The organism is Phocaeicola coprocola DSM 17136, from assembly GCF_000154845.1.
GTDB classification, from domain to species: Bacteria; Bacteroidota; Bacteroidia; order Bacteroidales; family Bacteroidaceae; genus Phocaeicola; species Phocaeicola coprocola.
On sequence record NZ_DS981451.1, the window covers coordinates 33,788 to 45,943 of the forward strand.

Genomic DNA, 12,156 nt, shown 5'->3' on the forward strand with positions numbered 1-12,156 from the left:
GAGTATTACAAGGAGAAGAATATCTTCCAGCTTGTATTTGTAGTTTCCCTTGTCTGTCCTGCGGTAATCCGGCACTGATTTCACAAATTCTTTCAGATGTTTCATTATGCTGCCACGACGGCAGAATGCATGTTTCTTTTTTATATATTAGACATGCAAAATGTTGCATATCAGCAAAATAAATCTTATTTTCGCATAGCGAAAATTAAGGCGGAAATCAAAAAACGACCTCTGTCGCATTTGATTTCCGCCTACAAAAATAATTTTATATGAACGATAAAAAGAAACACCGGAAGCGGTGCTTCCTGCATCGCTGTGCGCAAAAATAATGGTTTTTCGGAGAATAACAAGGATTATAGAGGTTGTTTTAAATGAAAGAGCCGTGATAGCCATGAACAATTTCATTGCATCCATGAATACTTTCTGAAAAGATTTGCTTATATTTACAACTGATTCGAGAGCGTTTCTGCACTCGGATTGGTATTGCATAAGGAGTGATTCTTTAGTCATAATTAAAAGTGGTGGAATACTTCTAATTTACTAATAATCAACAAATTATGCAATACTTTTTCTGTTGGTTTTCAGCTGTTTAGCATATCTTTTTCATCCCTTTTCTTACTCCTTGACGATTCATTCTTGACAGTATTTCAATGATCTCTTGAATATATTTTTGAACCGGATTATGCCGATTCTATGTTTAATTTTAATTTATCGGTAAAAATTTACCGAAGTATTGTATTCTGCAAAGATATAAAAAAATGCTATCCGATAATTTTTTGTATTAATAAAGAATCTTTTATTCATAGAATTGATCTGTATGGAAAATCAGATTCGCTGTTTTTTATTAGTGCAATTATCTGAAGTGATAACAATAAAAGCATAATATGTTTATCGGATAGCAAAAGAATTTATCCTTTCTCTTTATTGTTTATAGAGCAGCAACTTCTGTAAAGATTTGATATACAGAACTGCATACTCCTAATAAAATAATTCCCATGAGGCAGATAAAAAGACAGGCACGAGTGGTCGCACTGCTTTTGAATGTGGCAAGTGGGGTTTCATTAGGAACAATATACATGGCCTTTACAACGAGCAGGTAATAGTATAGCGAAATGATTGTATTTACCAACGCCAGGAATACTACCAGCCAGTGGCCTGCATGGAAAGCAGATGCAAAGACGAAGAATTTTGAGAAAAATCCAGCAAACGGCGGGATACCTGCCAGTGAAAATAAGGCAATGGTCATAACAAGACTCAATTTAGGATTGGTCTTATAAAAACCATTATAGGCATCGCGGTCGACTGTTCCTCCATTATGTTGTTCTACTGTTCCTATTACACCGAATACTGCCAGGTTGGCTACAATATAAACTACTACATAATATACTAAAGATGCCATGCCTTGAGCTGAGGCTCCTAATACAGCAAGCATAATATATCCGGCTTGTGAGATACTACTGTATGCCATGAAGCGTTTCAGGTCTTTCTGCAAGATTGCAAAAATATTGGCTATTGTAATAGTCAGTACGATTACAACAGAGAGTAACAGACTCCAGTCGGCAACCATCGGGCCAAATACTTTCAGCAGAATACTCATCAAGGCAAAAGCTGCAGCTCCTTTTGAGATAACAGAAAGATAGGCACTGACTGTTGTCGGAGCTCCCTGATAGGTATCGGGTGTCCACATGTGGAAAGGTACCAGACTCAGTTTGAAGCCTAATCCGGCAAAGAACAATACCATGGCAAGGATTTGAAGCGGGCTTCCGGTTATCATGGTGCTGATATCATTGAAATACATTGTTCCACAAGTTCCGTATACTAATGATAAACCGTAAAGCATCAAACCTGACGAGAACATGGCATTCAGAATGAATTTGGCTCCAGCTTCTGCACTGTGGTGACGATATTTGTCGAATGCAATAAGGCAAGCCATCGGGATGCTGGCAAGTTCCAGTCCTACATAGAAGAGCAGGAAGCTACCTGCACTGACCATGTAAAACATACCCAGTAAGGTAGAAAGAGTCAATAAATAAAACTCTCCAGCTTTATGACGTGTGTCTTCGCGTTCCAGCCATGTGTCTGCCTGCATGAATACCAGTATTGTTCCTAATGTGAGGACTGTTTTTACTACAGATGTCATGGGAGTATTGATATACATGCTTCCGAAAGCTTCTCCACTGGCAGAATTGAATAGGTTGTTGAGTAGCAGAATAACAAGCAATGCGCATGAAAGCCGTTGCATGTTTTTCGGAGAAGGAACCTTCTGGAATAAATCGGCAAGTAACACAATTATCAGAATAATTGCCAAACCGATTTCTGCCTGCATGGTATGTAAAGTTGTTATTATATCCATAATGCGTTATAATTGACAAAGTTGTGAAATAATAGGTTCTACACTGCCACTGATAACATGGCTTACCCAATAAGGAGCCAGACCTAATCCGGCAACAGCCACAATAAGGCAGATTACGGCAAAACGCTCATCCCAGGTTGCATCGGTCAGCTTCAGGTGTTCCGGATTAGTACAAGTTCCGTATAGTATTTTACCGACAACGCGTAAGATATATACGGCTGTAATAACGATACTCATCGTTGCAATGATTGTACATATGCGATGGAATGAGTCTGCATGCTGGAATGATCCGACAAATACAGTCATTTCGGCAACGAAACCGCTTAAGCCCGGAAGACCGAGGTTGGCAAGTCCGGCGATTACATAACCAACAGAAAGGAAAGGCATGATTTTCATCAGTCCGCTTAACTGACGGATATCACGGGTATGTGTACGTCCGTAAATCATACCAATCAGGGCGAAGAATAATGCTGTCATCAAACCATGGCTCAGCATCTGGAGAATGGCACCTGTAGCACTTACTTTAGTCATCATCAACAAAGCAAACAGTACCAGGCCGCAGTGACTTACAGAAGAATAGGCATTGATGTATTTCAAATCGGTCTGTACCACAGCACTGAAAGCACCGTATACAACTGAAATGGTAGTCAATACCAGGAAGAAATCACCCCAAATGGCAGCTCCGGTAGGCATCAGATACATGGCTACACGGAAACATCCGTAACCTCCCAGTTTCATCAGAACACCTGCATGAAGCATAGATACGGCTGTCGGCGCTGAGGCGTGACCGTCGGGACTCCATGTATGGAATGGGAATAATGCACCCAACACACCAAATCCGAGAAATATCATCGGGAAGAAGATACGTTGCATTTCGGTTGGTATCTGAAGTTTGACTATTTCCAGAATATTCATGGTTTCACCTCCGGCACCATAGAAGATTCCTAAAATACCGATAAGCAGGAAAGCAGATCCTCCCATCAGCATCAGGGTCAGCTTCATGGCTGCATATTCTTTTTTACCGCTGCCCCATACGCCGATAAGCAGATACATCGGAATCAAGGCAACTTCGTAGAACATAAACATGGTAAACAGGTCGGTAGAGATAAAGAAACCGAAAACTCCGGTACTTAACAGCGTAAACCAAAGGAAATATTCTTTAGTCAGCGGTTTGAGCTTCCACGATGCAAACGTTCCTGTAAATACAATGATGGAACTCAGAAGAAGCATGACAACAGAGATTCCGTCTACTCCTACCGAGTAAGCTATATGTAATGGGGCATACCAGACAATGCTGTCTGTATACAGCATTTCATCTGTAGCTCCTCCGTTTCGCAGTCCTATATAAGATACTGTCAGGTAGGCAGCAAGAATTAACAACAATGTAGAGCCGGCTACCATTACTCCTCTTACCTGATTCACATTGCGGGCAATCCACAATCCCAGCAACATGAGTAAAGGAATTAAAACAAAAAGACTTAATATATTCATAATACTAATAACATGATAGTTAATACTATAACTCCTCCCAAGAACCACATGGTGTAGCTTTGAACTTTACCACTTTGCAGAGGTTGTACGCTTTCGCCTGCTGCATTGGCACTCCAGGCCATGAAGTTCATGAACTGGTCGATAACGTGACGGTCGAACCAGGCAAGTGGGGTAGATATACAGCGGAAGATAATCTTCTTTGTGACAAACAACCAGATTTCGTCCATATAGAAGCGCTTGTAAGCTGCACGGTGCAATGTACTGAAACGTGCTGCCAGCATGTCGGCAACGGGTTGTTTTTCGCGTGCATACATCCAGGTAGCGAGAAGAATAGCTATTACAGCAACGATAATACTTGTTGCGGCTACTTGTGCATTAAGGTGGATATCGTATGCTTCGCCATTGGCAGATACAAAGTGTCCGAAAGGCAATATCCAGCCACATACAATAGTTATGGCTGCTAGAAACATTAACGGGAAAGTCATTGTCAAAGGACTTTCGTGCGGAGTATGTGCTGCATGAAGTTCCTTATTTTCAGTTCCCCAGAAGATACCATAATACAAGCGGAACATGTAGAATGCCGTCATTCCGGCAATAATTGTCATTATCCATCCCATAACCGGACTGAACTGGAAGCAGGCTGTCAGAATTTCGTCTTTTGAGAAGAAACCAGAGAATGGAGGTATACCTGCAATGGCTAGACATGCGATGAGGAATGTAATGTGAGTGATAGGCATATACTTGCGAAGTCCTCCCATTGTCGACATTTCATTGCTGTGTACGGCGTGGATAATACATCCGGCTCCCAAGAACAACAAGGCTTTAAACATGGCATGAGTAAACAGGTGGAACATTCCTGCCATGTATCCCAAGCCTCCTTCATGAGGGTTATTGGCTGTACATACACCCAGAGCAACCATCATGAAACCGATTTGTGAAATGGTAGAAAAAGCAAGGACTCGCTTGATGTCACTTTGTGCACAAGCTACAGAGGCAGCATAGAATGCAGTGAATGCTCCCACGTAGGCAACCATATGCAGTGTGTGTGGAGCAAAACCGATAAACAGCGGGAACATGCGGGCTACCAGATAAACTCCGGCAACGACCATGGTGGCTGCATGAATCAATGCACTGACTGGAGTCGGGCCTTCCATTGCATCGGGTAACCAGATGTGCAGTGGGAACATGGCACTTTTACCTGCTCCACCTACAAACATCAGTCCGAGTGCCCAAGGAAGTACCATGCCAGCCTTCATCAGCTGTTCTTCACCGGGTGTGAAAGTGAATGTCTGCATGTAGTAGCCATAAATCAAAATACCGATGAGGAAACCTAAATCGGCAAATCTTGTCACAATGAATGCCTTCTTGCTGGCTGCAATGGCTTCCGGTTTTGTATAGTAAAAGCCGATGAGCAAATAAGAAGATACACCAACCAGCTCCCAGAATACATACATCTGGAATATGTTGGTAGCAAGTACAAGTCCCAGCATAGAGAAAGTAAAGAGTGACAGGAAAGCATAGTAGCGCTGGAACCCTTTTTCACCTTTCATGTATCCGAATGAGTAGATATGTACCATCAGACTGACTGTCGAGATGACAACCAGCATCATAACGGAAATGGGGTCCAGTAAAATACCCATATCAATGTGGAGAGATTCCGTAAAAGGAAGCCACTGGATATTCCATGGAGTCAGTGTCGGGAATACTCCTTCGGCAGTGCGCGGAGCTGTAAAGTAATTGATAGCGGTGAGATAGCTTAATATAGTAACACCTGCCAGTGACAGTGTGCCTATCAAGCCCGCTATGCGATGCTTCATGTACATACCCGTCAGAGCCAGAATAAGAAAACTGAGTATGGGCAATGCGAGTATCAGAATTGTATATTCCATAATCAAAATATTTTTAGTTATCCTTTCATGTCAGTAATATCGTCAGTCAAAACCTGTTTGATATTGCGATATACATTAATAATAATAGCAATAGCAACAGCTGTTTCTGCCGCAGCGATAGCAATTCCGAACAAGCTGAAAAAATGACCTTCCAGATGATCCGGGAAAAGATAACGATTGAATACTGCAAAATTGATGTTTGTTGCGTTCAGCATAAGCTCTACCGAGATGAGCAAGGCAAGCAGGTTCTTGCGGGTAAAGAATCCGTAGATTCCGCAGAACATCATGATGGTACTGATGACCAGATAGTGTATTACGTGTACATCTAATTCCATAGTCGTAATTTTTATTTTTGTTTTCTTGCTATCAGAATGGCACCAATCATACATGCCAGCAATAAGATGCTGACTACTTCAAACGGTAGAACAAACTGATATTTTTCTGTTCCGATTAACGCCAGACCAATTTCACGGGCGGGTAATTCTACACCCTGTGGAATGATGTTAAGGGCGAAGCCATTTGTAAAGATTAAAAATAATACCAGTGCGGCACCGATAAGCGTTGTCAGCAATACACTGATAAGCTTGCCACGGTTTATCGGATATTTCATATTCTTGTCCGACTGAGTCAGCAAGATAGAGAATACATATAATACAACAATACCTCCGGCATATACCATTAACTGTACAGCCCCTAAGAAGGTATATCCCAATACACCGTAAATAGCTCCTGTACCAAAAAGGACGAAAAGCAGGTAGGTAGCGGCGCGTAAAATTTTTCCTGTTGTTACAGCCAGTACGGAAAATACTGCAATTGCTGCTGCAACGACATAGAATACGATTTCTTGAAGTGTTATTTCCATATTCTCTCCTTTTTATTTAGCAAGTGTTGAACCTTCATGGTTTAGTGTGAGCAGGAGCTTTTCTTTTTCGAATACAGCATTTTCGAAATCGTTGCTGAACTTGATGGCTCCATGCGGACATGCGTTTACACATAACTCGCAAAACATGCACGATCCCAGGTTGTATTCATATTTCACTAAAACCTTTTTCTTTTTTCCTTCCTCATCTTCACGCATTTCTGAAATGACTTTAATCGTGCCATTTGGGCAGGCCATCTGGCAGAGTCCACAGGCAATGCAGTGATGATGATTCTCATCGTCGTGTGGCATAACAAGCTGAGCACGATGACGTTCGGGAATGTGCAACGTCGTATGACGGTTTTCCGGATACTGCTCGGTCACTTTAGGCTGACAGAATACCTTCATAGAGGTACGCATACCTATCAGCAAGCTTTTTACTCCTGAAGCAAAACCTTTTATATATTCACTAAAACTTTCCATAATATCTTATTGATAGCTATCTACCTTAAAATGTTAATCCAAAAACTTTACACAATGCCATCAGCAGCAATACTACCAGTGAAAGCGGCATCAGGTATTTCCATTCCAGTGTAAGAACCTGGTCTATTCGCAGACGTGGGAATGTCCAGCGAATCCACATTAACAGAAATACGATAAAGAAAGTTTTTCCAACAAACCATATTACTCCGGGAATGTAATCCATTACGGCATTGAAACCGTCCAGACCAGCTATATGCAATGGCATCCAGCCACCCAGGAATAGGGTTGTAGCAATACCGGCGGTAATGAACAGGTTCAGGTATTCTGCCAGATAGAAGAAGCCGAAATGCATTCCGGAATATTCGGTATGATAACCGGCAGTAAGTTCCTGTTCTGCTTCGGCCAAGTCGAACGGACCACGGTTGGCTTCTGCATTACCGGCAATCAGATAAATAACGAATGCAGCGATTGCCGGAATATGTCCTTTGAAGATATTCCAGCCGTCTGCCTGTCCGCTTACTATCTGCTGGATATCCATTGTACCACTCAGCATAACCATAGTCAATACGGTCAGGCCGATAGACAGTTCGTAGCTGATAATCATAGCTCCGCTTCGCACGGCTCCGATGATGGTATATTTACTGTTACTGCTCCATCCGGCAAGCAGAATACCCAAAACTCCGATAGATGATGCGGCCAGAACAAAGAATATACCGATGTTCATATGAAGAATCTCTCCACCTTTATTCCATGGCAAACATGAAAATGTCAGAATAGATGCCAGAATAACGAGAAACGGAGCCAAATTGTAAAGGAAATGGTCTGAATTCTTCAGGCTGATAATTTCCTTTGTCAATATTTTGATAACATCGGCTGGAACTTGTAGCAAACCTCCTTTACCTCCTACGCGGTTCGGACCGATACGGCATTGGAAAGCTGCACAAACCTTACGCTCCATATAAATCAATATGATAGCAAGTACAGCGTAAAGAACCAGAATCACTACGCCTACTACCAGCCCTTCCAGAAAGATTGCCAGCCCCTCAGGCATTACGCTGCATAGTGCAGAATGTATTGCCATGAAAAGCGGTTGAAGATTATAATAATCTAAAAACATATACTTTTTAAATTAAGAATGATAAATAAAGATATTATCTGTCTATATCCGGAATTACATAGTCTAATGTTCCTCCGATAGCAATCAGGTCGGCAATTTTATTGCCTTTGCAAACAGTGTCGAGCGCATGTACCAGCGGCAATCCGGTAGAACGGTAATGCAGACGGTAAGGGCTCTTGTCTCCATGGCTTTCCAGCATTACGCCAAACTCTCCACGGCTGCTTTCTACTGCTGCTGAGTAATTACCTTCCGGCAGTTTGATGATTGCTTTTGTCTTGACGCGATATTCTCCTTCCGGAATATTGTCTATCAGCTGTTCGATGATGTGGCAAGATTCCATGATCTCGTCCATACGTACCATGTAGCGTGCAAATGAATCCCCTTCCGTATAAGTGATTTCTTTGAAGTCAACTTTATCGTACATGGCATACGGATGATGTTTACGCACGTCGTTTGCCCAACCGGACGCACGGCCTGAACCTCCTGTTACTCCTAAAGAAATAGCATCTTCGAGACTCAATACTCCGATTCCTTTCAGACGGGTCGTTGCAATCACATTGCCGGTAAATATATCGTGATAGTCTTTGATGACACTACGCAGATGTTTGATAAATTCCTTAACCTTGCGCTGGAAGTCCGGATGCAGGTCGGCTTGCACACCACCGATCATGTTATAGTTTTGTATTAAACGTCCTCCGGTTGTTTCTTCGAAGATGTCAAGAATCATTTCACGTTCGCGGAAACCGTAAAAGAAAGGAGTTAATCCTCCCATATCCATAACCAGACAAGAGTAGAACAACAAGTGAGAGTCGATACGCTGAAGTTCGTCCATGATGGTACGGATATACTGTGCGCGCTCTGAAATCTCGATGCCTGCGGCTTTTTCAATACACATACACAATGCGTGACGGTTCTGATGTGCGCTCAGGTAATCCAGGCGGTCGGTCAAAGCCAGTGTCTGCGGATATGTCAGGCTTTCGTTCATTTTTTCTATTCCACGGTGTATATAACCACAGATAGGGTCTACCTTACTGATTGTTTCACCGTTCAGTGAAGTACGCAGACGAAGTACACCGTGAGTAGACGGGTGCTGAGGACCAATGTTAACCACAAAATCCTGTTGTCCGAAAACGATATTTTTCTTATCAGCTATTGTTCCGTCTGGATTCAGGTAATATTCATCGGTGATATCTGCATTCTCTTCATTCTCCATATTCAGGGGATTGGAGTTCATGTCGTAGTCCTTACGTAATGGATAACCTTTCCAGTCCTCACGCAGGAATAAACGTCGCATGTCCGGGTTATTCAGAAAGCGGATACCGAAGAAGTCGAATACTTCACGTTCTTTGATTTCTGCAGTTTTCCACAGGTCACATACTGACGGCAGATAAGGATTTTCACGATCGGTCGTTGAAGTCTTAAGAACGATACGATTATAAGTCTTACTTGATTCCAGATAATAAAGTGCTCCCAGACCACCTTCCTGCCAGTCCATTCCTACGATATCACGCAGGAAATCCATCGGTTCATCCTGATCATTACGCAGGGTTTCGGCTATTTGATGAAACGATTCAGCCGGAATACTTATCACCTGATCACCCTGCTCGGTAATAGTGATTCCCGGAACTAATCGGGATATTTTTTCAGTTATATTCATAAATTGCTGTTTTCCTGTCGTTAATTATTTTCCATTCTCTTTCTGTGAATCAGGATTCTTTTCCTGTCTGTTCACACCTCCAAGGAATTTTTCTACTTTTATTTTGCGCTGCAGCTGCATCATACCATAATAGAAAGCTTCCGGACGAGGAGGACATCCCGGAATATATACATCGACCGGAATAATTTTGTCTATACCGTTGACTACATGATATGATTTAATGAACGGTCCTCCGGAAATGGTACATCCGCCGACTGCTACGACATATTTGGGTTCTGCCATCTGGTCGTACAGACGTTTCAGTACCGGAGCCATCTTGTAGGTAATAGTTCCTAAAACCATAATCATGTCTGCTTGTCGCGGAGAGTTACGTGTTACCTCAAATCCGAAGCGTGCCATATCGTAACGTGCAGCTCCCAATGCCATAAATTCGATGGCACAACAACTTGTTCCGAATGTCAGTGACCAGAGTGAATTGCTTCTTCCCCATTCGATGAGTTGGTCTACTGTTCCTATGACTACTCCGGCACCGTCACGGTTCAGTTCATCTACCATGCGTTGCAGGTAATCATTGTTTTTGAACTCATCGTATTTCATTGAACGGATTGCTGGTTTTTTTACTTCCATTCCAATGCTCCTTTCCGCCATGCATATGCCAGGCCTAATATTAATACTAATAAGAAAAATGCCACACACACCAAGGCATAAGTACCGACTTCGTTGACTACTACTGCCCACGGAAACAAAAATACTGTTTCGATATCGAACATCAGGAACAGAATGGCAAACAGGTAATATCCTACCTTAAACTGTACCCATGATTGCCCTCGTGTCGGGATTCCACATTCATAAGGCTCTCCCTTCTGTGGATTGAACGACCGCGGTGCGATAAGCTTTGCGATTGTCATTGCGACTACTACTAAGGCTATGGCCGTCAGAATGACAACAATTAAAAATGTGAAAAACATAAATAGAATTTTATATTTGTAAATCGTATATATATACACTCTCTATATGGTAAAACGCCCTTTACCATATATAAAGAATAAAATCTAGCCTGATCTCTATCGTTATAGAGAGGCTAAATCAATATTTTTTCTAACGTATAAATGTAATAGGAAATTGTCTTGTTTGTCGGGGGGTGATTGAAACAGGCAAAACTTCGATATACGGTGATATTATAATATACCGCTAAACATATAACATTACGTAATACCGATTTGAAATCGTAAGTATTGATGTTTGGTATAATAATTGCCTTATTGGGGAGATCTGTATGATTTTGAGAGAATAGGTGTTGGATGGTTTTTTCCATGGGCGACTGAGGTTCCTGTATCTCACTGTAAGTTGTTGTGCAGGATACGGAAGCTGTATTGTCGGTATGTTGTGCGGGTACACAAACGACATTCCCTATAATGACCATTATAAGGAAAGCAAAGAAAAATATTGTTGCCTTTCTCACCTGTTTACCCATCATATACCTATCTGAAAACGGGTGCAAAGATAGTGATTTATTTTTAGTCTTTTTAATAGGATTGTATAAAAAAACAAAATGCAAATAGCTTGTAATTCTGAAAATCCGGTCGTATTATAAGATTTCGAACATGAAGGACATTTAGTGAAAAATAAGTGATTCTTATAGTTTTGTAACCATTCTATTTTCCGCCACGACAATTTTATCGGCTGTTTTTCAGCCGATAAAATAAAAATGTCCGCAAGAAAATAGTTTAGTTTTAACATTCCGATTTATAAAAACATGGCAGAAGGACCTTCTTGTCGCAGTCCTTACCATGAAGAATACATTCAAACAAGTGCTTCAGGTAATCCTGAGGGGCTATATCATTAAGCTTGCAGCTTTCTATCAGAGAAAAGATGAATGCCGAGTTTCCTGCTGCATCCTCACTGCCTATGTTCATACAGTTCTTGAGCAGCAGCTTTACAGGTTTCATCCTTTGCTCACAGAGGTTGTTCGATATTTCCGCAGAACCGTCCTTGAGGATATTTTTCAGGGATTTCCACTGGTTTATCGTATAGTTCACAGCCTTTCTCATCAGTTCGTTTGCCATGAGTTTGGTATCCTGCATCATCATGACCACCTTATGATGGATACGTTCAAGAATAGGTCTCGTAAGCTTAAGTCTTTTTTCCTTAATCTGCTCACCGCTGAGTTTCATTGTGCGGAACAAGTCTTCATTTCTGAACATATCACCGATAGGGTCTATTATATCCATCGCAGTTCTGTCTGATGGCAAGGCATCGACCCACAGCCTCCTGCAGTGTGTCCAGCATCCTATATGAAGCACCTTT

General features: G+C 41.8%; 11 protein-coding genes. All 11 read right to left on the reverse strand.

From position 1 onward, the window contains the following. Nucleotides 1–928 precede the first annotated feature (928 nt). Entirely contained in the window at nucleotides 929–2,353 is a 1,425-nt protein-coding gene (locus tag BACCOP_RS03305; protein WP_007566192.1) for an NADH-quinone oxidoreductase subunit N, read from the reverse strand. 6 nt (nucleotides 2,354–2,359) lie between these two features. Continuing rightward, nucleotides 2,360–3,844: a complex I subunit 4 family protein gene (locus BACCOP_RS03310; RefSeq protein ID WP_007566194.1), complete on the reverse strand. Its 1,485-nt coding sequence runs from the start codon at nucleotides 3,842–3,844 to the stop codon at nucleotides 2,360–2,362. Next, nucleotides 3,841–5,733, reverse strand: a complete 1,893-nt coding sequence (nuoL, locus tag BACCOP_RS03315) for an NADH-quinone oxidoreductase subunit L (protein ID WP_007566196.1) — start codon at nucleotides 5,731–5,733, stop codon at nucleotides 3,841–3,843. The genes BACCOP_RS03310 and nuoL overlap by 4 nt, the downstream gene beginning before the upstream one ends. A 17-nt stretch (nucleotides 5,734–5,750) precedes the next feature. Continuing rightward, nucleotides 5,751–6,068: an NADH-quinone oxidoreductase subunit NuoK gene (nuoK, locus tag BACCOP_RS03320; protein ID WP_007566198.1), complete on the reverse strand. Its 318-nt coding sequence runs from the start codon at nucleotides 6,066–6,068 to the stop codon at nucleotides 5,751–5,753. Between the two features lie 11 nt (nucleotides 6,069–6,079). Further along, nucleotides 6,080–6,595: an NADH-quinone oxidoreductase subunit J family protein gene (locus BACCOP_RS03325; protein WP_007566200.1), complete on the reverse strand. Its 516-nt coding sequence runs from the start codon at nucleotides 6,593–6,595 to the stop codon at nucleotides 6,080–6,082. Between the two features lie 12 nt (nucleotides 6,596–6,607). Next, on the reverse strand, nucleotides 6,608–7,075 hold the full coding sequence (locus BACCOP_RS03330) for a 4Fe-4S binding protein (RefSeq protein WP_007566203.1): 468 nt from the start codon (nucleotides 7,073–7,075) through the stop codon (nucleotides 6,608–6,610). Between the two features lie 25 nt (nucleotides 7,076–7,100). Then, a complete protein-coding gene (gene nuoH, locus BACCOP_RS03335; protein ID WP_007566205.1) occupies nucleotides 7,101–8,192 on the reverse strand; it encodes an NADH-quinone oxidoreductase subunit NuoH in 1,092 nt (363 codons plus the stop codon). A 34-nt stretch (nucleotides 8,193–8,226) separates the two neighbouring features. After that, complete coding sequence (locus BACCOP_RS03340; protein ID WP_007566208.1) at nucleotides 8,227–9,849, reverse strand: NADH-quinone oxidoreductase subunit D-related protein; 1,623 nt, start codon at nucleotides 9,847–9,849, stop codon at nucleotides 8,227–8,229. Nucleotides 9,850–9,873: 24 nt separating this feature from the next. Further along, complete coding sequence (locus BACCOP_RS03345) at nucleotides 9,874–10,476, reverse strand: NADH-quinone oxidoreductase subunit B (RefSeq protein WP_007566210.1); 603 nt, start codon at nucleotides 10,474–10,476, stop codon at nucleotides 9,874–9,876. Next, complete coding sequence (locus BACCOP_RS03350) at nucleotides 10,467–10,817, reverse strand: NADH-quinone oxidoreductase subunit A (RefSeq protein ID WP_007566212.1); 351 nt, start codon at nucleotides 10,815–10,817, stop codon at nucleotides 10,467–10,469. The genes BACCOP_RS03345 and BACCOP_RS03350 overlap by 10 nt, the downstream gene beginning before the upstream one ends. A 765-nt stretch (nucleotides 10,818–11,582) precedes the next feature. After that, a partial coding sequence (locus BACCOP_RS03360) for an IS66 family transposase (RefSeq protein WP_007566218.1) occupies nucleotides 11,583–12,156 on the reverse strand: 574 nt, incomplete at its 5' end.

Coding starts and splice junctions, on each gene's coding strand:
- BACCOP_RS03305 (WP_007566192.1), bottom strand. CDS start 2,353: ATGGATATAATAACAACTTTACATACCATGCAGGCAGAAATCGGTTTG.
- BACCOP_RS03310 (WP_007566194.1), bottom strand. CDS start 3,844: ATGAATATATTAAGTCTTTTTGTTTTAATTCCTTTACTCATGTTGCTG.
- nuoL (WP_007566196.1), bottom strand. CDS start 5,733: ATGGAATATACAATTCTGATACTCGCATTGCCCATACTCAGTTTTCTT.
- nuoK (WP_007566198.1), bottom strand. CDS start 6,068: ATGGAATTAGATGTACACGTAATACACTATCTGGTCATCAGTACCATC.
- BACCOP_RS03325 (WP_007566200.1), bottom strand. CDS start 6,595: ATGGAAATAACACTTCAAGAAATCGTATTCTATGTCGTTGCAGCAGCA.
- BACCOP_RS03330 (WP_007566203.1), bottom strand. CDS start 7,075: ATGGAAAGTTTTAGTGAATATATAAAAGGTTTTGCTTCAGGAGTAAAA.
- nuoH (WP_007566205.1), bottom strand. CDS start 8,192: ATGTTTTTAGATTATTATAATCTTCAACCGCTTTTCATGGCAATACAT.
- BACCOP_RS03340 (WP_007566208.1), bottom strand. CDS start 9,849: ATGAATATAACTGAAAAAATATCCCGATTAGTTCCGGGAATCACTATT.
- BACCOP_RS03345 (WP_007566210.1), bottom strand. CDS start 10,476: ATGGAAGTAAAAAAACCAGCAATCCGTTCAATGAAATACGATGAGTTC.
- BACCOP_RS03350 (WP_007566212.1), bottom strand. CDS start 10,817: ATGTTTTTCACATTTTTAATTGTTGTCATTCTGACGGCCATAGCCTTA.